This window comes from Streptomyces sp. NPDC045968 (genome assembly GCF_056430475.1).
This window is the reverse complement of the sequence record NZ_JBWKLF010000001.1, coordinates 44,786-68,338: the sequence shown is the minus strand read 5'-3', so window position 1 is coordinate 68,338 and position 23,553 is coordinate 44,786. Positions and strand designations below refer to the sequence as shown.

At 71.4% G+C, this 23,553-nt stretch carries 17 protein-coding genes and 1 other RNA gene; 7 read left to right on the top strand and 11 right to left on the bottom strand.

Annotated elements, in window-relative coordinates:
* Window positions 1-16: 16 nt before the first annotated feature.
* Window positions 17-676: a hypothetical protein gene (locus AC07FA_RS00245; RefSeq protein ID WP_479072430.1), complete on the bottom strand. Its 660-nt coding sequence runs from the start codon at window positions 674-676 to the stop codon at window positions 17-19.
* A 154-nt stretch (window positions 677-830) separates the two neighbouring features.
* Window positions 831-1,802, bottom strand: coding sequence for a LysR family transcriptional regulator (locus tag AC07FA_RS00240; protein WP_479072429.1), 972 nt, complete (start codon window positions 1,800-1,802; stop codon window positions 831-833).
* A gap of 82 nt (window positions 1,803-1,884) precedes the next feature.
* Here AC07FA_RS00240 and AC07FA_RS00235 point away from each other — a divergent pair, with 82 nt between their 5' ends.
* Window positions 1,885-3,120: an MFS transporter gene (locus AC07FA_RS00235; RefSeq protein WP_479072428.1), complete on the top strand. Its 1,236-nt coding sequence runs from the start codon at window positions 1,885-1,887 to the stop codon at window positions 3,118-3,120.
* A gap of 68 nt (window positions 3,121-3,188) precedes the next feature.
* Here the strand turns inward: AC07FA_RS00235 and ssrA are convergent.
* The 5 genes from ssrA to ftsE all read right to left on the bottom strand — a co-directional run bounded on the left by ssrA (window position 3,189) and on the right by ftsE (window position 7,062).
* Window positions 3,189-3,576: a transfer-messenger RNA gene (ssrA, locus tag AC07FA_RS00230) on the bottom strand.
* A gap of 89 nt (window positions 3,577-3,665) precedes the next feature.
* A complete protein-coding gene (gene smpB / locus AC07FA_RS00225; protein ID WP_479072427.1) occupies window positions 3,666-4,154 on the bottom strand; it encodes an SsrA-binding protein SmpB in 489 nt (162 codons plus the stop codon).
* Window positions 4,155-4,172: 18 nt separating this feature from the next.
* Window positions 4,173-5,363, bottom strand: coding sequence for a S41 family peptidase (locus tag AC07FA_RS00220; RefSeq protein ID WP_479072426.1), 1,191 nt, complete (start codon window positions 5,361-5,363; stop codon window positions 4,173-4,175).
* A 68-nt stretch (window positions 5,364-5,431) separates the two neighbouring features.
* Window positions 5,432-6,349, bottom strand: coding sequence for a permease-like cell division protein FtsX (ftsX, locus tag AC07FA_RS00215; RefSeq protein WP_479072425.1), 918 nt, complete (start codon window positions 6,347-6,349; stop codon window positions 5,432-5,434).
* Window positions 6,350-6,372: 23 nt separating this feature from the next.
* Window positions 6,373-7,062: a cell division ATP-binding protein FtsE gene (ftsE, locus tag AC07FA_RS00210; protein ID WP_014046319.1), complete on the bottom strand. Its 690-nt coding sequence runs from the start codon at window positions 7,060-7,062 to the stop codon at window positions 6,373-6,375.
* Between the two features lie 280 nt (window positions 7,063-7,342).
* On the opposite strand from ftsE, the gene AC07FA_RS00205 reads away from it, so the two are divergent.
* Window positions 7,343-7,534, top strand: coding sequence for a hypothetical protein (locus tag AC07FA_RS00205; RefSeq protein ID WP_479072424.1), 192 nt, complete (start codon window positions 7,343-7,345; stop codon window positions 7,532-7,534).
* 99 nt (window positions 7,535-7,633) lie between these two features.
* Here the strand turns inward: AC07FA_RS00205 and AC07FA_RS00200 are convergent, their stop codons facing one another.
* The 4 genes from AC07FA_RS00200 to AC07FA_RS00185 form a co-directional block, all read right to left on the bottom strand.
* Window positions 7,634-8,551, bottom strand: coding sequence for an LPXTG cell wall anchor domain-containing protein (locus AC07FA_RS00200; RefSeq protein ID WP_479072423.1), 918 nt, complete (start codon window positions 8,549-8,551; stop codon window positions 7,634-7,636).
* Between the two features lie 348 nt (window positions 8,552-8,899).
* Window positions 8,900-10,006, bottom strand: coding sequence for a peptide chain release factor 2 (gene prfB / locus AC07FA_RS00195; RefSeq protein WP_479072422.1), 1,107 nt, complete (start codon window positions 10,004-10,006; stop codon window positions 8,900-8,902).
* Window positions 10,007-10,087: 81 nt separating this feature from the next.
* Window positions 10,088-11,323 carry a serine/threonine-protein kinase gene (locus AC07FA_RS00190; protein ID WP_479072421.1) on the bottom strand — a complete coding sequence of 412 codons (1,236 nt, stop codon included), beginning with the start codon at window positions 11,321-11,323 and terminating at the stop codon, window positions 10,088-10,090.
* A 154-nt stretch (window positions 11,324-11,477) separates the two neighbouring features.
* Window positions 11,478-13,148 carry a serine/threonine-protein kinase gene (locus AC07FA_RS00185; RefSeq protein ID WP_479072420.1) on the bottom strand — a complete coding sequence of 557 codons (1,671 nt, stop codon included), beginning with the start codon at window positions 13,146-13,148 and terminating at the stop codon, window positions 11,478-11,480.
* 474 nt (window positions 13,149-13,622) lie between these two features.
* On the opposite strand from AC07FA_RS00185, the gene AC07FA_RS00180 reads away from it, so the two are divergent.
* The 5 genes from AC07FA_RS00180 (at window position 13,623) to AC07FA_RS00160 (ending at window position 23,448) form a co-directional block, all read left to right on the top strand.
* The gene (locus AC07FA_RS00180) at window positions 13,623-17,174 is read left to right on the top strand and encodes an FHA domain-containing protein (RefSeq protein WP_479072419.1); all 3,552 of its coding nucleotides are present in this window, start codon (window positions 13,623-13,625) and stop codon (window positions 17,172-17,174) included.
* Between the two features lie 231 nt (window positions 17,175-17,405).
* Window positions 17,406-18,770 (top strand): ABC transporter substrate-binding protein, encoded by a 1,365-nt coding sequence (locus AC07FA_RS00175; protein ID WP_479072418.1) that lies wholly within the window; start codon window positions 17,406-17,408, stop codon window positions 18,768-18,770.
* 4 nt (window positions 18,771-18,774) lie between these two features.
* Window positions 18,775-20,136, top strand: coding sequence for a carbohydrate ABC transporter permease (locus AC07FA_RS00170; RefSeq protein WP_479072417.1), 1,362 nt, complete (start codon window positions 18,775-18,777; stop codon window positions 20,134-20,136).
* Complete coding sequence (locus AC07FA_RS00165; protein ID WP_479072416.1) at window positions 20,133-21,011, top strand: carbohydrate ABC transporter permease; 879 nt, start codon at window positions 20,133-20,135, stop codon at window positions 21,009-21,011. The genes AC07FA_RS00170 and AC07FA_RS00165 overlap by 4 nt, the downstream gene beginning before the upstream one ends.
* 166 nt (window positions 21,012-21,177) lie before the next feature.
* Window positions 21,178-23,448: a bifunctional glycosyltransferase/CDP-glycerol:glycerophosphate glycerophosphotransferase gene (locus tag AC07FA_RS00160; RefSeq protein WP_479072415.1), complete on the top strand. Its 2,271-nt coding sequence runs from the start codon at window positions 21,178-21,180 to the stop codon at window positions 23,446-23,448.
* Window positions 23,449-23,553 lie beyond the last annotated feature (105 nt).

Sequence of the window (23,553 nt, the reverse complement as noted above, 5' to 3'; positions counted from 1 at the left end):
GGGCGGGGGGTGTCATCTACTGGGCGCCTTCTTGTTCATCCACCGGCGGAACGGTTGTCTCGACGGGCGGGTCCGGGCTTTCCGAGGGCTCGACGGGCGACGCGGAGCCGGGGACGGGCGATTCGGTGGCCGGGCCGGCCGGAGCGGAGGACCGCGAGGCCTCGTCGCCCCGGGGGGTCACGGCGGGCAGCGCGACCCGGGTGGCCGTGGCGGGCCCGGCCGGGACGGGGTCGGCGCCGTTGGCCGACTGCGGGGCGCTGCCGGGGACTTCCTGGTCCTCGGGAGCGGCGTCGGGAGCGCCGGTGCCGGAGACGGTCTCCGGGGCCGCGGGTTCGGTCGGGGCGGGCTGCACCTCCACCTCGGCCGACTTCTCATGCTGTCCGGATATGGGCAGCCAGGGCGCGGTGGAACTGCCGCCGAGGACGGCCACGACCAGCGTCACCGCGTAGCCGGCGCAGATCGCGGCGAGCAGCCAGCCCACGCGCCGGAGCGACTTGCTGCGACGGCCGCTCTCGTCGACGAAGACGGGGCCGTCGGAGCTTTCCGGGGAGCCCGGTTCGATGGCCAGTTCGGACAGCTGCCGTCCGAGGCCGTCGAGTTGGAGGGTGACCTCGTTCGGCTCATGCGTATGCCCGGTTCGGGTACCTTCACGCCAATTTTCCACAGGTGTACGCACATCCCCCACTCAATGAACCGGGAGCAAGCGGAATGACCGGTTTCGCGCGGTCGGAAGGGGCCCCAGCCCTGTCCACGCGCGCCTGTCCCAGTGCACCCGGACCATGAATGTAGCGCACGCCCCGGACTCTCAAGCTCCGGTACCCGGGACTTGTTCAGTGACGTTCGCGCATCAGTGACGCGTCGATTTCCGGAAGCCAAGATCCAGATGGACGCTTCATCCACCCTTCCTCCGCCGCCAGTTGGGCAGCCGCAGCGCGAAGGGCGGACAGACCGGGGTGAATCAGTCCATTGCGCCAGACCATCAGGAGCGGCGACAGCGGTACGGGGCGGACCAGCGGCCGCACCACGGTTCCGGGAAGCGGCGGAAAGTCGACGACCGCGAGCACGGGGTGCCCCGACTTGGCCATGACCCGCTGGAATTCGGCCACGCCGACGGCGAGCGGGACGGGCGGAGCGAGCACGATGGACCAGGCGTCGAAGAGCAGCCGGGCGAGGTCCGTCCACTCCTGGGTGCGCTCGTTGCCCGCGCCCGCGTAGACGGTCTCGCCGGCCAACTGGCCCGGTTCGACGACCTCGTGTCCGGCGAGTCGGTGATCAAGGGGCAGCAGCACGGCCATCGGCTCGTACCGCACGGGCTGCACGGAGAGCCGGGCCCGCACCGCGGGGTCGAGCCCGGCGGCCCGCCCGAAGGAGACATCGAGCCGCCCGGCGAGTACCTCTCCGGCCGCCCATGTCAGCCCGCTCTCGAAGCGGGCCATCAGCTCGCACGCCGGGGCGAGCTCCCGCGCGCGGGCCAGCACCCGGGCGGCGGTCATGCCGTCGGTGTTGAGGTCCACGAGCAGCGGCCGGTCGGCCGGATCGCCGAAGGCGGCGGCCAGAGCGTCATGGGCGTCCAGCGCCCGCCGGGCGTACGGGAGGAGCCGCTCGCCGTCCGCGGTCAGGGAGACCTGGCGGGTGGTGCGCACGAACAGCTCCGCACCGAGCTCCCGCTCCAGTCGGCGGATGTCCCTGCTCAGCGCCTGCTGGGCCACGTAGAGCCGGGCCGCGGCGCGGGTGAAGTGCAGCTCGCCCGCCACCGCGAGGAAGGCACGCAGGAGCCGGGGATCGATGTCGGAAGGTGCCACGCGCAGAATTTACAACACATACGCGTTAATCGGTACGGAGTAGGTGTTGGACCGCGTGGACGGGCGCCACGACGCTTGGCGCATGCCGCCCGACACCGCCACCGGCGCCCCGAGCCACCCGCCCGCGCACGGCCGCCCCACCACGCCCGCAGCCCCCGCGGCACGCGTCAACCCGTACCGTCAGCTGCTCGCCACCCCCGGCGTCCGCGCGTTCACCGCGGGCAATCTGCTGGCCAGGCTGCCCATGGGAATGTTCAGCGTCAGCGCGGTCATCATGATCGCCGGAGCGCACGACTCGTACGCCCTGGCGGGCGCGGTCACCGCGACCGGGCTCGCCGCGATGGCCGTGGTCGCCCCCTGGACGGCGCGGCTCGTCGACCGGTACGGCCAGGCGAGGGTCGCCGTACCGGCCACCGCCGTCGCCGCGCTCGGCTCGCTCGCGCTGCTGCTCTGCGTCCACTACGACGCCCCGGTCTGGACGCTCTTCGCCGCCTACGCCGCGACGGCCACCACACCCAACACCGGCGGCATGTCCCGCGCGCGCTGGGCGTACATCCACCGGGGCGATCCCGCCGCCCTGCACACCGCCAACAGCTTCGAACAGGCCGCCGACGAGCTCTGCTACATGCTCGGCCCGGTCCTGGCCGCGACCCTGTGCGGGGCCCTGTTCCCCGAGGCAGGCACCCTGGCCGGCGCGATCCTCATGATGACCGGCGTCCTGATCTTCGCCGCCCAGCGGGAGACCGAGCCCCCGGTGGCGCCCCGTACCCACACCGCGTCCCCGTTCCGTGCCACTGGAATGCCCGCCCTGCTCGCCGCCTTCCTCGCCACGGGCGCGGTGTTCGGCGCCATGGAGGTGGTGTCGATCGCCCACGCCGGAGGCGCGATCCTCGCCCTCCAGGCAGCCGGTTCCTGCGCCGCGGGACTCCTGTACGGGTCACTGCGCCCCGTCGCGGACGTCCGGCGCCGGCTGCTGCTCTGTCTGGCGGGGATGACGGCGCTGATGTCCCTCCCCCTGCTCGCCGCCGCCTCGACCGACTCGCGGCTCGTGCTCGCGGGCTGCCTCCTGCTGGCGGGCGCCGCGACCGCGCCGACCATGGTCACCGGGATGACGCTGGTGCAGCGCCTCACTCCCGAGGGGCAGCTGAACGAGGGCATGACACTCGCGGTCACCGCGCTGCTCGGCGGCATAGCCGCCGGATCGGCGGCAGGCGGCTGGATGGTGGAGCACGCCGGAACGGTGACCGGCTATGCGTTGCCGATGGGCGCGGCAGGTCTGGCCCTGGCCGTCGCGGCAGTCGGCATCCGGCGTTCCTGACCGGGGAGGGCCGGAAAACACGAGGACCCCGTCGCCTGCTGGCAACGGGGTCCTCGTGTACATGGGAATTGTGGAGATGGCGGGAATCGAACCCGCGTCCAACGGTGCGGAACCAGGGCTTCTCCGAGTGCAGTTCGCTGCGCTTTTCTCGGCCCCGGAGGTCACACGAACAAGCCTCCGACAGGCCCAGCCACTGTTTGATTTCCTTCTAGGCCCCGTGACCGGGTCTAGAAGTTTAGATCCCTTAGTGATGCCAGGATCCGGGTCGGGATCACCCCCGGGCTGACACTCCGCAGAGTCTTCGCTTAGCTGCTAATTAGGCAGCGAGGGCGAAGGCGGAGGAATCGCGCTTGGAATTGGCGATTATTGTTTGCGACATATGGTTTACGAGATCATTGCCGCTTCCTCGACTCGCTTCCCCTGCTTCGACATCCGCTGTCGAAACCGATCATCCCCATGTGTTTTTATCAAGGTGGTGCCACACCCCGTGGGGTGCAGTTGCCATCGTACGTGAACAACGCGCGACGGTGCCAGCCTATTCCGGCTCAGGCGCTCCGCTGACGTCGCCGGACCGCCGAGATCGCACGGTTCGTCTCCCTCGTGTCCTGCTTCTCGCGCAGCGTCTGACGCTTGTCGTACTCCTTCTTGCCCTTCGCGAGCGCGATCTCGACCTTGACCCGGCCGCCCGTGAAGTACAGCGCGAGCGGCACGATGGTGTGGCCCGTCTCCTGCGACTTCGACGCCAGCTTGTCGATCTCGGCCCGGTGCATCAGCAGCTTGCGCTTCCGCTTGGCCGTGTGGTTGGTCCAGGTTCCCTGCACGTACTCCGGGACGTGGACGTTGTGCAGCCACGCCTCGTTGCCGTCGATCTGGACGAAGCCGTCCACCAGGGAGGCCCGGCCCATCCGCAGCGACTTGACCTCGGTGCCCATCAGCACGAGGCCGCACTCGTAGGTGTCGAGGATGGTGTAGTCGTGCCGCGCCTTCTTGTTCTGCGCGATCATCTTGCGCCCTGTGTCTTTTTCCTTGGCCATAGTGCGGTCATTTTCGCACTACGACCCACCCCCGAGGCCACTCAATACTGTTTCGGCCCGCTGCTGGGCCGCCGTACCGGCCACGAGGTCCGGGGTGATGCCCTGTCCGTCCACGCTGCGGCCCGTCGGTGTGCGGTAGTGCCCGACGGTCAGTTCGGCCACCGAACCGCCCGGGAGCTTGCTGGGCATCTGCACGGAGCCCTTGCCGAAGGTGCGGGTCCCCACGGTGACGGCGCGGCCCCGGTCCTGGAGCGCGCCCGTCAGCAGTTCGGCCGCGCTCATCGTCCCGCCGTCGACGAGGACGACGAGGGGGCGGTCCGTATCGCCGCCCGGCTCGGCGTTCAGGGCGCGCTGCTCGCCGTGCACGTCATACGTGGCGACCAGGCCGCCGTCCAGGAAGGCGGAGGCGGCGGTGACGGCCTCGGTGACCAGGCCGCCGGCGTTGGCACGGAGGTCCAGGAGGATTCCGGCGTCCCCGGGAGCCGCGCGCACGGCGTCCCGGATCTCGGTGCCCGTCCCCTTGGTGAAGGCGGTGACCTTGATCAGGACGGCGGAGGAGGGTGCGCCGCCCAGCCGCCGGACGCTGACGGCCTCGGTGGAGAGCCTGGCCCGACGCAGGGTCTCGGTCCAGCCGTGCCCGCCGCGCCGGAGTCCCAGGGCGACGGCGGTGCCCGCAGCGGCGTCCGTACGGTCTCCGCGCAGCAGGGCGACGACTTCCGCGACGGGGCGCCCGTCGACCCGGTGGCCGTCGACCGTGCGCAGCTGATCGCCCTTGCGGATGCCCGCCCGCGCGGCGGGCCCGCCTGGCTCGACGCGGGACACGGTGACGCTCCCGCCGGCCGAGCGCCGGGCGGAGAGGCCGACCCCGGTGTACGAGCCGTCGAGGGCCTGCTCGAAGTCCTCGTACTCCTGCTCGTCGTAGACCGCGCCCCAGCGGTCCCCACTGCGGCTGACGGCCTCCTGGGCCGCGTCCGTCACGGACTTCCCGTCGGCCTCGGCCTCTGCGGCCGCGTCCTCGACCGCTTCACGGCCCCGGGGATCGACGGCGGAGACCACGGAGCGTGCCTGTATGCCGCGTTTCCCCGGGTCGGCCTCGCGCGGCAGCGACCCGGTGGCCGCGGCGGTGGCGAGCACACATCCGAAGACCAATGTCAGGGCTGCCCCGCGGCAGAGGCCGCGGGGCACGAAGCGGTACGAAGGGCCCGACATGGCGTCGAGTCTAGGACAACGCCCCCGTGCCGCACGGCCGGTTGACCGTGCGGCACCCGGGGCGCATCTCACACCTTGAGGTACTTGCGGAGCGCGAAGAGCGCCGCGAACGCCGGCATCAGCAGACCGATCGCGAGGACCAGCGGCAGCTTCGTGAGAACCGCGTCCCAGCCGATGAACTCGATCAGGTTCAGCTTGTCCTGGAGAGCGAGTCCGCCGTCGATCAGGAAGTACCGGCCCCCTATCAGCATGGCGCAGGCGAGCAGGCCACCGATCAGTCCGGCGAAGGCGGCCTCCATGATGAACGGCATCTGGATGTAGAAGCCGGAGGCACCGACGAGCCGCATGATGCCCGTCTCCCGTCTGCGGCTGAAGGCCGAGACGCGGACGGTGTTGACGATCAGCATCAGGGCGATGACCAGCATCAGCGCCATGACGAAGAGCGCCACCGTGTTCATGCCGTTCATCAGCTCGAAGAGGTTGTCCAGGATGGATCTCTGGTCCTGGACGGACTGCACCCCGTCACGTCCCGCGAAGGCCGTGGCGACGACCTTGTACTTCTTCGGGTCGTCGAGCTTGACGCGGAACGACTCCTGCATCTGGTCCGGCGTGATGTTGCCGGCCATCGGGGAGTCGCCGAACTGCTCCTGGTAGTGCTTGTACGCCTCGTCGACCGTCTCGAAGCTGACCTTCTCGACGGCGTCCATCTTTTCGAGATCGGCCTTGATCTCCTTCTTCTGCTCCGTGGTGACCGCACCCTTGGCGCACTTGGGTACGTCCTTGGCGTCACTCTTGTTGCAGAGGAAGATCGAGACGTTGACCTTGTCGTACCAGTAGGTCTTCATCGAGCTGACCTGGTCGCGAATCAGCAGCGCGCCGCCGAACAGGGCGAGCGAGAGGGCGACAGAGACCACCACGGCGAAGGTCATCGTGAGGTTGCGACGAAGACCGACGCCGATCTCCGACAGGACGAACTGGGCGCGCATGGCGTCCTTTCAGTACTCGATGCTCAGTGCTGGTAGCCGTAGACGCCGCGCGCCTGGTCACGTACGAGACGGCCCTGCTCGAGCTCGATGACGCGTTTGCGCATCTGGTCGACGATGTTCTGGTCGTGGGTCGCCATGATCACGGTGGTGCCGGTCCGGTTGATCCGGTCCAGCAGCTTCATGATGCCCACGGAGGTCTGCGGGTCGAGGTTGCCGGTCGGCTCGTCGGCGATCAGCAGCATGGGACGGTTCACGAACGCCCGCGCGATCGCCACGCGCTGCTGCTCACCACCGGAGAGCTCGCCGGGCATCCGGTCCTCCTTGCCGCCCAGACCGACGAGGTCGAGAACCTGCGGCACCGCCTTGCGGATCTCGCCGCGCGGCTTGCCGATGACCTCCTGCGCGAAGGCGACGTTCTCGGCGACGGTCTTGTTGGGCAGAAGCCGGAAGTCCTGGAAGACCGTGCCCAGCTGACGGCGCATCTGCGGCACCTTCCAGTTGGACAGCCGCGCGAGGTCCTTGCCGAGCACATGGACCATGCCCTGGCTGGCGCGCTCTTCACGCAGGATCAGCCGCATGAAGGTGGACTTGCCGGAGCCGGAGGAGCCCACCAGGAAGACGAACTCGCCCTTCTCGATGTCGAGTGAGACGTCCCGGAGCGCGGGACGGCTCTGCTTCGGGTAGGTCTTGGAGACGTTGTCGAATCGGATCACGGATGCACCACGGTCGGCCGGGAGTAGGTGAGCGTGACCATACGCGAACCGGGCTTACGCGTGCAGGCGGGCTCCGGCAATGGGTGATTTGTGACACCCGGAACGGGCAAATCCGGCGCCGGGCGGGCGGTCCGGGAAGGGGTCCGGCGGTACGGTGCCGGGCGGCCCGCGCCGAAATCGGCGCGAGCTGGCACAGTGGTAGGGGGAACGGTCGCGTTTCCCGGAGCGTTGTGCGGAGAGAACGTGTATGCGGCTCCGCCGCGCGGGAGGAGGAAAGCGCATGACCTATGACCGACTGGTGTGCGCGAACTGCGCGGCGCCCGTGAACGAGGGACGCTGCCGCGTCTGCCGTGCGGTGCGACAGCAGATGGAGCAGGAGCGGGAGCAGGGGCCCTTCGCCGGGCTGAATCCCGCGATGCTGATCGCGCTGATGGTGCTGCTGGTCGCGGCGCTGGCGCTGCTGACGCGGTAGACCGCCGGGCGCGCCTCCCAGGGGCCCTGTGACATGCAGAGGGACCCGGTCCGCTCGCGCGGGCCGGGTCCCTCTGTACGTACCTGCCGCTGATCGCCCTTAGGCGACCGTGCGGCCGTTCACCAGGCGCGGAAGAATCCGGAAGCCGATGCCGCCGGCGATCATCGTCGCGGCGCCGACCAGCAGGAACGTGGTCTCGGCCGCACCGGTCTCGGCGAGCTCGTCCTTGCCCTTGCCCTGCTCGACCGGCTGGTTGCCGACGCTGTCGGTGTCGGTGTTGTCGACACACTCGGCGCCGTCGAGGTCCACGGTGCAGGTGCCCGCGCCGCCGTCGGTGGCGGAACCGGAGTTCCCGGTGCCGCCGGCCTGCTGGCCCTGTCCGCCGTTGCCGTTGTTGCCGCCGTCCTCGGAACCGCCGGATTCCGAGCCGCCGTCCTCGGAGCCGCCGACCGGGTCGGTGCCACCCACGGGGTCCGTACCGCCGACCGGGTCCGTACCGCCCACGGGGTCCGTACCGCCGACCGGGTCGGTGCCACCGACCGGGTCCGTACCGCCCACGGGGTCGGTGCCACCGACGGGGTCAGTGCCGCCCACCGGGTCGGTGCCGCCCACGGGGTCGGTGCCACCGACCGGGTCCGTACCGCCGACCGGGTCCGTGCCACCGACGGGGTCGGTGCCGCCCACGGGGTCGGTGCCACCGACCGGGTCCGTGCCGCCCGCCGGGTCGGTACCGCCGACGGGGTCCGTACCGCCGGCCGGGTCCGTGCCACCTGCCGGGTCGGTGCCACCGGCCGGGTCCGTACCGCCTGCCGGGTCCGTGCCACCGGCGTCTTCGCCGTCGACACCCAGGCCGACGTTCAGGCCGCTCTCGTCGGCCTCCGCCTTCACACTGAGACCGGCGACGTCGACACCGATGCCGACGGCCTGTGCCGCACCGGCAGCGGTGAGCGAGGCGCCCGCGGCGATTACCGCACCCGCGGCTATCCGCGCGACGCGGACTCGCGTCTTCTTGGTCATCTGCTGCTACCCCCAGTAGCCGTTCTGATTATGGAGCAGCCATATGCGGGGCCGCGGCCCTGCGGGGTTGCGCTCTCGGCAGGGCCACTTCGTGCCGTGGCCATCCCGCCCGCCCCCGTTCGCACCCGTCCCGGACATACGCATGCTGCTTAAGCACCCTGTCCAGAGTTAAGGATTACGTCAAGGCCGTTTCGTGTAATGCGCACCGGTATGGGGGTTCTTGACAGGCATTCGGAACCACGACTGTGACGCATTCACCACGCAGCCCCCTCAACTCCCCTTGCGCCGGAGCGCGGAAGAGCCCGGGCGGTGGTGGCCGGCCCGGGCTCAACCGCGAGGCGCGTGGGACTACTTCTCGCGCTGCTTGCGCCAGCGGATACCGGCCTCGATGAAGCCGTCGATCTCGCCGTTGAAGACCGCTTCGGGGTTGCCCATCTCGAACTCCGTACGCAGGTCCTTGACCATCTGGTACGGGTGCAGGACGTACGAACGCATCTGGTTGCCCCAGGAGTTGCCGCCGTCGCCCTTGAGCGCGTTCATCTTGGCCTGCTCCTCCTGGCGGCGGCGCTCAAGGAGCTTCGCCTGGAGGACGTTCATCGCGGACGCCTTGTTCTGGATCTGCGAGCGCTCGTTCTGGCAGGAGACGACGATGCCGGTGGCCAGGTGGGTCAGGCGCACCGCGGAGTCCGTGGTGTTGACGCCCTGGCCGCCGGGGCCCGAGGAGCGGTACACGTCGACGCGCAGCTCGGACTCATCGATCTCGATGTGGTCGGTCTGCTCGACCACCGGCAGCACCTCGACGCCCGCGAAGGACGTCTGGCGGCGGCCCTGGTTGTCGAAGGGCGAGATGCGGACGAGCCGGTGCGTGCCCTGCTCGACGGAGAGCGTGCCGTAGGCGTACGGCACCTCGACAGCGAAGGTGGTCGACTTGATGCCGGCCTCTTCGGCGTACGCCGTCTCGTAGACCTCGGTCTTGTAGCCGTGCCGCTCGGCCCAGCGGATGTACATGCGCTGGAGCTTCTCGGCGAAGTCGGCGGCGTCGACGCCGCCCGCCTCGGCACGGATGGTGACCAGCGCCTCACGCGAGTCGTACTCGCCGGAGAGAAGGGTACGGACCTCCATCTCGTCCAGCGCCTTCCGCACGGACTCCAGCTCGGCCTCGGCCTCGCCGAGCGCGTCCGCGTCGCCCTCGTCCTCGGCGAGCTCGAACATGATGCCGAGATCGTCGATACGGCCACGCAGGGCCTCGGTCTTGCGGACCTCGGCCTGGAGGTGCGAAAGCTTGCTCGTGATCTTCTGTGCCGCCTCCGGGTCGTCCCACAGGGACGGCGCCGCAGCCTGCTCCTCGAGCGCGGCAATGTCCGCCCTCAACGCATCCAGGTCCAGGACGGCCTCGATCGACCCCATGGTGGAGGAGAGGGACTTCAGCTCTTCGGAAATATCGACGACTGCCACGGGTCCAGCGTAACGGCTGGACGAGTGAAGCTGTCCCTCACCCGGAAGCCGGCCCCGGTTCGTGCCCGTCCAGGACACGGCCTAGGGCGACGAAGGCGCCGAGTTCCTGGTGTCCTGGGGGGTGGCGCCCGCGTTGTCGCCGCCGGTGGCCAGCCAGCTTCCGACGCCCACCGCCGCGGCGAGGACGAACGCCGCCACGCCGAGGGTGAGGCGTCGCTTACGGACCGCGGCGGACTTGTTGCGGGCCGAGCCGGGGCGTGGGCGGCCCGGGGCGCGGGGGGCTCGTGCCGTGCCGAGCGGGCCTCCGGCCAGTTCGTCGGGGGCCGGGACGCGCATGCTCGTGTGGGTGTCGCGGTTGGAGTCCGGGGAGGAGCCGGGGACGAGCGGGACGGCGCCGCGGCGGCGGGGCTCCTCGGCCGGGGTGTACTGCTGTTCGTCGTAGGTCTGCGGTTCCGGTTCGGTGTCCGGCTCGTCCACGTCCAGCGGCGGGATGCCCGCCAGCAGCGGGAGCAGCTCGCGCAGCCTGGCCGCGAGCTCGGAGGCGCGCAGCCGGGAGGCCGGCGCCTTGGCCAGGCACTGGACGAGGAGCTGCCAGAGCTCCTCGGGGATGCCGGGGAGCGGGACGACCGTCTCCGTGACGTGGCGGCGCAGGACGGCACCGGGGTGTCCACCGCCGAAGGGCGTGAACCCCGCGAGGAGCTCGTACAGCACCGTCGCGAGGGCGTATATGTCGACGGCGGCGCGCGGCGGGAGGCCCTCGACGATCTCGGGGGCCAGATAGTCCGGCGTACCGATGATCTTGGTGGCCTTGGTGCGGCGCGGGGTGTCGATCAGCTTGGCGACGCCGAAGTCGGTGAGCAGGGCCGGGTGCGAGCCGCCGGGGCCGAGGGGGCCCTCCATGTCGAGCAGGATGTTCTCCGGCTTGACGTCGCGGTGGACCACTCCGGCGGCGTGCGCGGCGGCCAGGCCGTCGGCGACGTCCGCGATGATCGCGGCCGCGGCCTCGGGGGCGAGCCTGCGCTCGCGGTCGAGCCGGGTGCGCAGGTCGGTGCCGCGTACGAGGTCCATGACGAGCGCCAGGTCGGTGCCGTCCACCACGAGGTCGCGGACCGCGACGACGTGCGGGTGGTCGAGTCCGAGCAGGGCGGTGCGCTCCTGCACGAAGCGGCCCACGAGCTCCTGGTCGGACGCGAGGTCCTCACGCAGCAGCTTGATGGCGACGGGGCCTTCAGGCCCCTCGCCGAGCCACACCGTGCCGGCGCTGCCGCGCCCCAGGATCTGGTGGGCGGTGTACCGGCTGCCGATATTCCGTGCCAAGACTGCTCCCTCAGCGGCTGGCGTTGGACCCCCGGTCGACAAAGTTACGCGGCGATTCGGGTGCTGCGTGCCCTGGATGGCGCCAACCTCGACTTCTACGGGCGAAATTGGCCCGTAGAAGTCGACATAGCTACAGAATCACCGGTCTTCGGCGTCAGTTGCCCGCGTTCTCGGCGCTGTCGGCGGCGTTGCCCAGCTCGGAGACCCAGTCCTTCACGGTGGTGATCGCGTCGCCGATCGCCTCCCAGTAGCCCTTGCCCTGGGCCACCCAGTCCTGGAGCGGCGTGAGTTCCCAGATCAGCCAGCTCGCGACGATCAGCAGCACCACGGTGAACAGGCAGCCCTTCAGGCAGCCGAGTCCCGGGATGCGCATCGGGTTGGAGCTGCGCTGCCTCGGCTGGCGGGGGGCCGGCGGCTGGGGCGGCGGCTGCTGCGGGGGCGCGTACTGCTGACGCTGCTGCGGCTGATGCTGCTGCTGCGGCTGATGGTAGCGCTGGGGCTGCTGCTGCGGTGGGTACTGCTGACGCTGCTGGTGCTGGGGCGCCTGCTGACGCTGCTGGTGCTGCGGCGGCTGCTGGCGCTGCGGCCGACGGCGCAGGGGGTCCTGGTTCGGGTCGAGGTACTGGACCTGCGTCTGCTCGTTGCGGTCGCGCGCCGCCTGGAGCTGCGACTGCCACGGGTGCGGGCCGTCGGGCTCCGGAGGGCCGTCGGGGCGGGGCGGTACGGGCGGCATGACGGAGGTCGGGTCGGCCCCGCCCGCGCCCTGGCCGAACCCCTGGTTCGGTCCGGGTTCCTGCCGCATGACGCTGGTCGCGGCGGCGGGGTCGTACGCGTTCGGGTTGTACGAGCCCGCGTTGCTCGGCAGCACCTGGGTGGGGTCGGCCGCGCCCGCGGTCTCCGGCACCGCGGCGGGTGCCGGGTCGGGGGCGAGCAGGGCGCCCACGCCGTCGGCCGCCGCGATCTGGGCGGAGTTGGCGTGCACGCCGATGCCCGCGGCGACCGTACGCAGTGCGCGGGCCAGGTTCTCGGCGCTGGGACGCTGGTCGGGGTCCTTGCGCAGGCAGCGCTCTATGACCGTCCACAGCGGCTCCGGGACCGTGGTGGGGCGGCGCGGCTCCTCGCTGAGGTGCCGGTGCAGGACTTCGAGCGCGGTGCCGCCGGCGAACGGCGGACGGCCGGTGACCAGCTCGTACAGCAGGATGCCCGCGCCGTAGATGTCGACGGCCGAGGTCTGCGGCCGGCCCTCGGCGGACTCCGGTGCCACGTAGGCGGGCGTACCGACGAACTCGTGGGTCCGGGTCAGGCCCGGGGAGTCGGCGAGCCGCGCGATGCCGAAGTCGGTGAGCATCGGGTGCATCCGGCCGTCGCGCTCGTCCAGCAGCACGTTGGCGGGCTTGAGGTCGCGGTGGACGACGCCGTCGGCGTGGCTGGCGGCGAGCGCGTCCGCGATCTGCGCCGTGAGGAGCGCGGCGGCGACCGGGGTGAGCGGGCCGTTCTCGCGGAGATAGCGGTGCAGGTCCGGGCCGTCGATCAGGTCCATGACGAGGGCGAGGAGATCCCCCTCGACGACCAGGTCCCGGGTGCGCACGATGTTCTCGTGGGTGAGCCGGAGCAGCACGGAGCGCTCGCGCAGGAACCGCATCACGACGTCCGCGTCGTTGGCGAGCTCCTCCTTGAGGACCTTGATCGCAACGGTCTCGCCGGGCTGGCCCGCGACGGCCGCCTCGGCGCCCGCGGTCTCCCGCTGGCGGGCTCGCCAGACGGTGCCGGTGGCGCCGCGTCCGAGCGGCTCCTCCAGGAGGTACTTGCTGCCTACAGGCCGCACGTCATGCGCTCCCTGCTGATCGTGGTGCTTGCCGTCCGCCGGGCCTGCCCGGATGTTCCGGCCCACTCTAATGCCGCTGAACGGGCCGTCGGCCGGTCGTCTTGCGGTCGTGTTTCCGCCGTGTCCTGTGTGTCCTGGAGTGTGTGGGGGTGAAGACGCAGCACACGGTCGATTGGTTGTCGAACAGGTGCGCAGGACGGATTCCCGTCGTGCGGCAGGCGCCCGGCGGGGGGCTTCGAGCACGACCCAAGCAGGCACTTTTACGTCCACAGCCGACGATTCAAGATCACTTAGTGCTGGCCCCCGGGCGTGTTGTCAGTGTCAGGTGCGAGGATGCCTCCAGCACGGAACTGTGGGGTCGGGAGCCTCGCGGTACGTGACGACCTGTACCGGACGACGCGTCCGTGCCGGGTGGGGGGAATCACAGGTCATCTCCCCTGCCGGGCGCCCGCGCAGAAGGGACCGCTGACGGCGATGCAGATCCGGCTGACCGTCCTCGCGCCGCGCAGCGGCCAGACCCCGACCCCGGCACGCGCCTGCGATGTGCTCGTCACCGCGCCCGCGGGCACGGCACTCGCCGCCGTCGCCTCCGGCCTGGCCTCGGCCGTCTCCGCGCCCGACGGCTCCATGGGCGGCGGTGCGGTGGTGCTGTTCGCCGGGCGCGAGCGGCTCGACGCGCAGCGCATCGCCCTGGGCGAGCCCCCGCTGGTGGACGGCGCGGTGCTCTCGCTCCAGGTGCCCGGTGAGGAGGAGACGGCGGACGACGCCGTCCCCGCGCACCTGCACGTGATCGCCGGGCCCGACGCGGGCGGGGTGCATCTGCTGCACGGCGGGCAGATCCGGATCGGCCGCTCGGCCGACGCGGACGTCCCGCTCGACGACCCGGACGTGTCCCGGCTGCACTGCGCGGTGACCGTCTCCGAGGACGGCCGGGTCTCGGTGACCGACCTGGGCTCCACCAACGGCACCTCCCTGGACGGTACGGAGGTCCACGACCGGCCGGTCCGGCTCAACCCGGGCGCGCTGCTGCGGCTCGGCGAATCGACGCTCCGGCTCACCTCGGGCACCCGCACGCCCGTCCTGCCGACGGCCCCGGACGGCGAGGGCCACCTGCGGGTGAACCGGGCGTCGGTCACCCATGCCCCGGACCGGGGGGAGCACGGGGAAGCGGAGTACGAGACGGCGTACGGGCACGGGGACGGCCCGTCGCACGCGTACGGCGATGTCCCCGCCCAGGGCGGCCCGGGGCCGGCCGGGCACGACGACCACCGGTACGCGCCCGGCGGGGCGCACTCCTCCGTCACCCATGGCCACGGCACCCGTCATGTCGCGGGCGAGGCGCCCCGCCGTGGCGGCATAGGCGCCTGGGCGAGACGACTCGCGGGCGGCAGAGGCGAGACCGCCCACGACGCTGCGGGGCAGGCGGACGACGCCCGCGCCACCCCTTCTTCCTTCGCACCGTCCTCGGCGTCCTCGCCGCCTCCCCGTGCCACCGCCCCGGCGGGCACCTGGCCCGACCCGGCGGCGGTGCTGCTGACCGCTCTCGGTCCCGGTCCGCGCCTGTGGGAGCGCGGCACCGAGCACCCCGAGGCGCTGGTCGTACGGCTGGGGACGACCGAGCGGGCCGAGCTGCCCGCCGTTCCTGTGACCGTGGGCCTGCGGGAGGCCGGTTCGCTCGGCCTCGCGGGGCCGAGGGCCCGGCTGGCCGGACTGGCCCGGTCGACGGTGGCACAGCTCGCCGCGCTGCACTCCCCGTTCGACCTGGAGATCGTGCTGATCAGCACCGACCGCTCGCGCAGCACGGACGAGCGCCGGCGCGAGTGGGCATGGCTCGGGTGGCTGCCGCATCTGCGGCCGATGCACGGGCAGGACTGCAGGCTGCTCCTCGCGTACGACCGGGAGCAGGCCACGGCCCGTACGGCGGAGCTGGTGCGCCGGCTGGACGAGGGGCCGCTCGGTCCCGGCTGGGCGAGCGTCGACCGGTCCACGGTCGCCGAGGCCGCCCGGCGCCACACGGGGCCGTACACCGTGGTGATCGTCGACGGTGACCCCGGTTCCTCGGCGCTGCGCGAGACCACGGCCCGGCTGGCCGGTGCGGGGGCGGCCGCCGGTATCCATCTGATCTGCCTCGCCGAGACTCCGGCCTCGTCGCCGACATCGCCGGTCACGGCGACGTACGACGCCGCGTGCCGCGCCTCGATCGCCTTCCGCGAGTGCGGGGCCGTCGCGATGCTGAGCGGCGACGTGGCGACCGCGTTGCGCCTGCTGCGTACGGCGGGCGGCCAGACGGCGGGCCACGGCACGGTGGCGGCCGTGGACGCGGTCTCGGTGGCCTGGGCCGAGCGGTTCGGCCGTGCGCTGGCCCCGCTGCGCGAGGAGGGTTCGGTGGCGCTGCCCGGCCGCCCGATGGCCGCGGCGCTGCCGCCGTCCGCCCGGCTGCTGGACGAGCTGGGGCTGGCGAGGGCCACCCCGGCGTCGCTGATGGCGCGCTGGGCCTCCACGGCGGAGGAGCAGCCGGGTGCGACACCGCGCCCCGCGGCCTCCCCCGGCCCTTCGGCGTCGGAACTGGACACCCCGGGCTCGGGCCGCACCGTCAGCACGGGCGCCCGCGTGGGCCCCCAGCGCACGCCCCCGGACATGGACACCTCCGGCTCGGGGCGGACTCCGTACCCGGGGACGAACACCGCCGGCTCGGGCCGCACCCCGTACCCCCGTACCGAGAACTCCGGCTCCGGTCGCACCCCGTATCCCGCAGGCACCACCCACGGCTCCGGACGTACGCCGTACCCGGGCAGCGACACCACCGGCTCGGGCCGCACGCCGTACCCGGGGACGAGCAACACCGGCTCCGGACGCACCCCGTACCCCCGTACCGACAGCACCGGCTCCGGCCGCACCCCGTACCCCGGCTCCCGCGCCGCCGTGCAGCCGCAGCGGCGCGGCGAAGGGGCGAGCGGTGAGTCCGGGGGGCGGGGAGCGGGTGGGTCGGCCGTGTACGCCGGGCGGCCCGTCGTCGTGCTCGGGGCCGGGCCCCGGGGGGCCCTCAGTGTCGATCTGGCCGACGAAGGGCCGCATCTGCTGATCGAGGGGCCCGCCGGCAGCGGACGTACGGAGCTGCTGCGGGCCGTGGCCGCCTCGCTCGCCGCCGCGGCCCGGCCCGACCGGCTCGGCATCCTGCTCATCGACGGGGCCGGGAGCGAGCGCGGCGAGGGACTGCGGCCCTGCACGGAACTGCCGCACGTCTTCACGCACCTGGTGGCCTCCGACCCCGTGAGGATGCGCGAGTTCGCCCAGGCCCTCGGCGGTGAGCTCAAGCGCCGGGCCGAGCTGCTCGGGCCGCTGGACTTCTCCGAGTGGCACGCGCGGCACGAGGCGGGGCGGGTCGTGGGCGGGCGTCCGCCGAGCGCCACCGAACAACGTGGCGACCTGGACTCACCGGCCACCGGCACCCTGCGGCTGAGACCCGCCGCGCGGACCGCGGACCCCGGCCCCTCCCCGCTGCCCCGGCTCGTCGTCCTGGCCGACGACTTCGACGCCCTGGTCGCCCCGGCGCTCGGCAGCCCCGGCCGCCCCGCCGCCGGTTCCGTCGTACGCGCCCTGGAGGCCGTGGCCAGGGACGGCGGACGGCTCGGCGTGCACCTGGTCGCGACCTCCGCACGCCCGGACCGCACCGAGGACACCGAGCTGGCCCGGGGGGCCCGGCTGCGGATCATCCTCGACGCACCGGCCGTACCGCCCTCCCCGGACGAACCCGCGCCGGGGCGGGGGCGGCTGGGGCATCCCGACGGGCGGGTCACACCGTTCCAGGGGGGCCGGGTCACCGGCCGCATTCCCCGTACGGCGACGCTGCGCCCCACCGTCGTGCCGCTGGAATGGGAGCGGATGGGCGATCCGCCCACCCGCCGCCCCGTGCGCGAGCTCGGCAACGGGCCGACGGACCTGGCGCTCCTGGCCAGCGCCCTGGAGCGGGCAGCCCGTTCGGTGAACGCGGAACGACTGCCCCCGCTCCTCCCCTTCCCCTCCTGACTCCATGATCGGAATCAGCCACTCGTCGCACTGATGTGACGTCACGAGCCCACAACGATCAGCTGGTTGGGGCCGATGGCGGTATTGCGGCGTCCGTGCCCCGGGCGTAGGACTGTGCGCACGGACGACGTGTACGCAATGAACGCACGACATGTACGCGGAGCGGCAGCGCGGCCCCAGCGGCCGGCGGCACGGCTCCGCGCACATGCGCGCAGGAGAGACGGGGCAGGGATGCGCACAACCCTTCGCATGGGTAGGGCCGCACTGGTATGCACCGCGGTCGGGGCACTGGCCCTCACCGGCTGCGGTGGCGACAGCGGCGGCAAGGACAAGCCGGGCAAGGGCTCCGCCCAGGACAGCCAGAGCCCGTCGAGCGTCGTACTGCCGAAACTGGACGGCGAGAAGATCTCGGTCGCCGCGGTCTGGACCGGGCCCGAGCAGGCCAACTTCACCAAGGTGCTGGACGAGTTCGAGAAGCGCACGGGCGCGGCGGTCACCTTCGTCCCGGCGCAGGACCCGATCGTCAACTTCCTCGGTACGAAGGTGGCGGGGGGCCAGCCGCCGGACGTCGCGATGATCCCGCAGGTCGGAGCGATCCAGCAGGCCGTGGCGAAGAAGTGGGCCAAGCCGGTGGGCGCCGAGGCGAAGGCCCAGCTGAGCAAGAACTACGCGAAGGTCTGGCAGGACCTCGGAGCGGTGGACGGCACCCAGTACGGGGTGTACTTCAAGGCCGCGAACAAGTCCCTGATCTGGTACAACGCCCAGGCGTTCGAAAACGCGGGCGCGAGTGAGCCGAAGACCTGGAAGGACTTCCTGGCCACGGCCGAGACGATCTCCGCCTCGGGTGTCACCCCGGTCTCGGTCGGCGGCGCGGACGGCTGGACCCTCACCGACTGGTTCGAGAACATCTACCTCTCCCAGGCGGGCCCGGAGAAGTACGACCAGCTGGCGCAGCACGAGATCAAGTGGACGGACCCGTCCGTGAAGGACGCGCTCACCACGCTCGCCCAGCTCTTCGGCAAGCCCACTCTGATCGCGGGCGGCGCCGACGGCGCGCTCCAGACGGAGTTCCCGGCGTCCGTCACCCAGACGTTCACCGGCGGCGACCAGCCCAAGGGCGCCATGGTCTTCGAGGGCGACTTCGTCTCCATCAACATCGCACAGACGAAGGCCGAGATCGGGAAGGACGCCAAGGTGTTCCCGTTCCCCGCGGTCGGCGCCGACTCCCCCGTGGTGACGGGCGGCGACGCGGCGGTGGCGCTGAAGGACAGCAAGGGCGCGCAGGCGCTGCTGACCTGGCTGGCCTCCACCGACGCGGCGAAGATCTGGGCCGAGGCGGGCGGGTTCATCTCGCCGAACAAGGGCCTGGACGCCGCCGCGTATCCGAACGACGTGCAGCGCACGATGGCCGAGGCACTGATCGCGGCCGGTGACGACGTCCGCTTCGACATGTCCGACCAGGCGCCGCAGTCGTTCGGCGGCACCCCCGGGAAGGGCGAGTGGAAGACGCTCCAGGACTTCCTGAAGAACCCGAAGGACATCGCGGGGACTCAAGCCAAGCTGGAGTCCGACGCGGCCAAGGCGTTCAAGAGCTGACGGGATGAGAGAAGCGGCCGAGGGGGGCACCGCCACGGTGCCCCCCGCCGATCAGAGTCCACGTCAGCGTCCGGCCAGGAGCGTGACCGGCACCAGGAAGCTCATCGCGGCGGTGTTCCTGCTGCCCGCGCTGGTGCTTCTCGGCGCGCTCGTGGTCTATCCCATCGTCTACTCCGTCTACCGTTCCTTCTTCGACCAGGCGGGTACGGGTTTCGCCGGGATCGACAACTACAAGGCGCTGTTCACCGACGCCACCATCCGTACCGCGGTCAAGAACAACGCGGTCTGGGTCGTGTTCGCGCCGACGATCTCCACCGCCCTCGGGCTGATCTTCGCGGTGCTGACCGAACGCATCCGCTGGGGCACGGCGTTCAAGCTGATCGTCTTCATGCCGATGGCGATCTCGATGCTCGCCGCGGGCATCATCTTCCGTCTGGTGTACGACCAGGCCCCGGAGCGGGGTGTCGCCAACGCCGTATGGGTGGGTGTGCACGACACGTTCGCCGAGTCGGCGGGCTTCCCCAAGGCGCATCCGCTGCCCGCGCACCCGCTGAAGGCGGGCGGTGGCGGTTCGTTCGTCACGAAGCAGCCGGTGAAGGCCGGTGAGCCGGTCCTGATCCCGCTGGTGGGCGTGGCCCCGGCGAAGATGCCGGGCGACGCCGCACCGGCGAAGGCGGCCGGCGGCGGGGACGGGAAGATCACCGGTACCGCCTGGCTGGACTTCACCAAGGGCGGCGGCGGCACACCCAATGTCGTCGACCCCAAGGAGCTCGGCCTCAAGGGCATCAAGGTCGAGGCGGTCAAGGACGGCAAGGTGATCGCGTCGGCCACGGCGGGCGCGGACGGTACGTTCACCCTGCCCGCCTCGGCCGACGGCGCCCAGGTCCGGCTGCCCGCGTCCAACTTCTCGGAGCCGTACAACGGTGTCGACTGGCTCGGGCCGTCGCTGGTGACGCCCGGGATCATCGGCAGTTACGTCTGGATGTGGGCGGGCTTCGCGATGGTGCTGATCGCGGCGGGCCTGGCCGGTCTGCCGCGTGAACTCCTCGAAGCGGCCCGGGTGGACGGGGCCAACGAGTGGCAGGTGTTCCGCCGGATCACGGTGCCGCTGCTCGCACCGGTCCTCGCGGTGGTGCTGGTCACGCTGATGATCAACGTCCTGAAGATCTTCGACCTGGTGTTCATCATCGCGCCGGGGTCCTCCCAGGACGACGCGAACGTACTGGCGCTCCAGCTGTACCGGTCCTCGTTCGGCACGGACGCCGATCTGGGGATCGGCAGCGCCATCGCCGTACTCCTGCTGCTGCTGGTGATCCCGGTGATGCTGTTCAACATCCGCCGGATACGGAAGGAGGGGCGCCGGTGACCACAGTGCCGACAGTGAAGGCCAAGCAGTCCCTCGCCGGGCGGATCGCCGCCCGGGCCGGTGGCGGGGTGATGCGGGTCTTCCTGATCCTGGTGGGCCTGTTCTGGCTGATGCCGACGATCGGGCTGCTGCTCTCCTCGCTGCGGGGCGCCGACGACATCGCGGCGACCGGCTGGTGGAAGATCTTCACCGCTCCCTCCGAGCTGACCTTCGACAACTACCAGCGCCTGCTGGACAATTCAGTCATCACCGACTCGCTCTTCAGTACGGTGATGATCACCGTCCCGACCACGTTCCTGGTCGTGGTCATCGGTTCGCTCGCCGGATACGCCTTCGCCTGGATGGAGTTCCCCGGCCGCGACTGGTGGTTCCTGATCGTCGTCGGGCTGCTGGTCGTGCCCGTACAGGTCGCCCTGATCCCGGTCTCCGAGCTCTTCGGCGCCATCGGGATCTTCGAGACGACCTTCGGCGTGATCATGTTCCACACGGCCTTCGGGCTGCCGTTCGCGATCTTCCTGCTGCGGAACTTCTTCGCGGAGATCCCGCGCGAACTGCTGGAGGCCGCCCGGCTCGACGGGGCGGGCGAGATCAGGCTCTTCACCCGGGTGGTGATGCCGCTGGGCGGACCGGCGATCGCCTCGCTCGGCATCTTCCAGTTCCTCTGGGTGTGGAACGACATGCTCGTGGCGCTGATCTTCGCCGACTCCGAGTCCCCGCCGATCACCGTGGCGCTCCAGCAGCAGGTGCGCCAGTTCGGCAACAACATCGATGTGCTGGCGCCCGGCGCCTTCGTCTCGATGGTGATTCCGCTGGCGGTCTTCTTCGCGTTCCAGCGGCAGTTCGTGTCCGGTGTGATGGCGGGCGCCGTCAAGTAGCCATCCGCCGGCACCCGTCGGACGCGTCAACACGGAGCGGCCCCGTTACCCATAACCGGGCCGCTCCACCCCGTATGTCCCCCGAATGCCACGTCTGGCGTAACCATGTCACTCCTTCGGCCGTTTGCGGGCCACCTGCCGCCCGCGACCGACCCATGGATGTGTTGTGCCCCGGTTCAGTGTCATCGTGCCCGCGTACCGGGTCCAGGCGTTTCTGCACGAGTGCCTGGACTCGGTGTCGGGCCAGTCCTTCAAGGACTTCGAAATCATCGTGGTCGACGACGGCTCACCGGACGCCTGCGGTGCCATCGCCGACGAGTACGCCGGCCGCGACCACCGGTTCAGCGTCGTCCACCTGCCGAAGAACACCGGCCTCGGCCCCGCGCGCAACGCCGGTATCGCCAGGGCGAGCGGGGACTACCTGATCTTCCTCGACGGGGACGACACCCTCCTGCCGGACGCGCTCCAGCTCATCGCCGACCGGATCGCGGCGACCGGCGGCCCCGACGTCCTCGTCTACGACTACACCCGTGTCCACTGGTCCGGCGAAACCGTCCGCAACCAGCTCGCCCCGTACCTCGCCGAGACCGGCCCCGCCTCCTTCCGGCTCGCCGACCGTCCCGAGCTGCTCAAGATCCTCATGGTCGTCTGGAACAAGGCGTACCGCCGCGAGTTCGTGGAGGCGGAGGGCTTCACCTTCCCGCCGGGCTATTACGAGGACACGCCCTGGACCTACCCGGTGCTGATGGCCGCCGGGTCGATCGCGGTCCTCGACGCCGTGTGCGTCGGCTACCGCCAGCGGCGCCGGGGCAACATCCTCTCCACCACCAGCCGCCGGCACTTCGACGTCTTCGACCAGTACGACCGGGTCTTCGCGTTCATCGACGCCCGCCCCGGACTCGCCGTCTGGCGGCCGGTGATATTCCGGCGGATGCTCGACCACTTCTCGACGCTGTTCACCTCGCACGGACGGCTGCCGCACGGCACCCGCGCCGAGTTCTTCCGCCGTGCCCGCGCCCACTGCGTCCGCTACCGCACGCCCGGCGCCCGCGTCCCGCGCCGCGCCCGGCTGCGCCACGGGCTGTTCCGGCTGGGCGCCCACCGCACGTACCGTCTGCTGTGGGCGGCACAGCAGCTGCGCGGCGTGCTGCGGCTCCGCGTCGCGGCCCTGCGCCATCTGGTGCGCGGGGCCCTCCTCCAGCTGCACTACCGCGTCCAGCTGCGGCTGCCGGTCCGTCCGCACGACGCGGTGTTCGCCGCCTACTGGAACCGGGGCTACGCCTGCAATCCGGCGGCGATCGAGGCGAAGGCCCGCGAGTTGGTCCCGGGCCTGCGGACCTCCTGGATCTGCCGCCCCGAGGACGCGCACACCGTGCCTACCGGTACCCGCAGGCTGCACCCGGGGACGTTCCGCTACTGGACCGCGCTGGCCCGGTCCAAGTACCTGGTGAACAACGTCAACTTCGACCGCCGGCTGGTGAAGAGGCGTGGCCAGGTGCTGGTGCAGACCCACCACGGGACGCCGTTGAAGACGATGGGGACGGACCTGGTGGACCGCCCGGCGGCGGCCGGGTCCACGGACTTCGAACAGCTGCTGCGCAACATCGACAAGTGGGACTTCTCCCTCTCCGCCAATCTGCACTCCACGCTCGTGTGGGAGCGGACCTACCCGTCCGGCTACACGACGCTGGAGTACGGCTATCCGCGCAACGACGTCTTCCACCGGACGAGCGCGCAGGAGGTGGCCAGGCTGCGCGAGACGCTCTCCATCCCGGAGGACTGCACCGCCATCCTGTACGCGCCGACGCACCGCGACTACCGGCGCTCCCAGCGCCACACCCTCGACCTGGAACGGCTCGTGCAGGTCCTCGGACCGCGTTACGTCGTCCTGGCCCGCTCCCACTACCTGTACAGCGCCCCGATGGCCCCGGCCGGCCGGAGGCCGCATCCCCGGATCATCGACGTCAGCGACCATCCGTCGCTGGAGACGCTGTGTCTCGCCTCGGACGCACTGATCACGGACTACTCGTCGCTGATGTTCGACTACGCCAATCTGGACCGCCCGCTCGTCATCCACCTGGACGACAGCCAGGCGTACGAGGCGGCCCGGGGGACGTACTTCGACCTCCGGACGTTCCCGCCGGGAGCCGTCGCCCGCAGCCAGGACGACCTGCTCGACATCTTCACCTCGGACCACTGGCGGGGCTCCCGGTCCGCACAGCTGCGGGCGGCCTTCCGGGCCCGGTTCTGTCCGTACGACGACGGGTACGCCGCCGAGCGGGTGGTGCGCCGGGTCTTCCTGGGCGAGACGGGCGGGCTGCCCGTGCCCGTACCGCTCAAGGAGCGGCGGCCCGTGGGCACGCTGCCCCGGCAGCCGGCCATGCGGGCGGAGCCGGGTCCGCCCAGGGCCGCGGCGTCGAGCCCGTCCGTCGACTGAGGAGAGCCGCCGCGGGGTGGGGGGGGGGGGGGGGGCCCCCCCCCCCCCCCCCCCCCCACCACCCCCAAAAGAAAAAAAACCTTCCCCCCACCCCACCAGCCCCCC

Coding starts and splice junctions, on each gene's coding strand:
- ftsX (WP_479072425.1), bottom strand. CDS start 6,349: ATGCGCGCCCAGTTCGTCCTGTCGGAGATCGGCGTCGGTCTTCGTCGC.
- AC07FA_RS00170 (WP_479072417.1), top strand. CDS start 18,775: ATGAGAGAAGCGGCCGAGGGGGGCACCGCCACGGTGCCCCCCGCCGAT.
- AC07FA_RS00235 (WP_479072428.1), top strand. CDS start 1,885: ATGCCGCCCGACACCGCCACCGGCGCCCCGAGCCACCCGCCCGCGCAC.
- smpB (WP_479072427.1), bottom strand. CDS start 4,154: ATGGCCAAGGAAAAAGACACAGGGCGCAAGATGATCGCGCAGAACAAG.
- AC07FA_RS00180 (WP_479072419.1), top strand. CDS start 13,623: ATGCAGATCCGGCTGACCGTCCTCGCGCCGCGCAGCGGCCAGACCCCG.
- AC07FA_RS00175 (WP_479072418.1), top strand. CDS start 17,406: ATGCGCACAACCCTTCGCATGGGTAGGGCCGCACTGGTATGCACCGCG.
- AC07FA_RS00205 (WP_479072424.1), top strand. CDS start 7,343: ATGACCTATGACCGACTGGTGTGCGCGAACTGCGCGGCGCCCGTGAAC.
- AC07FA_RS00220 (WP_479072426.1), bottom strand. CDS start 5,363: ATGTCGGGCCCTTCGTACCGCTTCGTGCCCCGCGGCCTCTGCCGCGGG.
- AC07FA_RS00200 (WP_479072423.1), bottom strand. CDS start 8,551: ATGACCAAGAAGACGCGAGTCCGCGTCGCGCGGATAGCCGCGGGTGCG.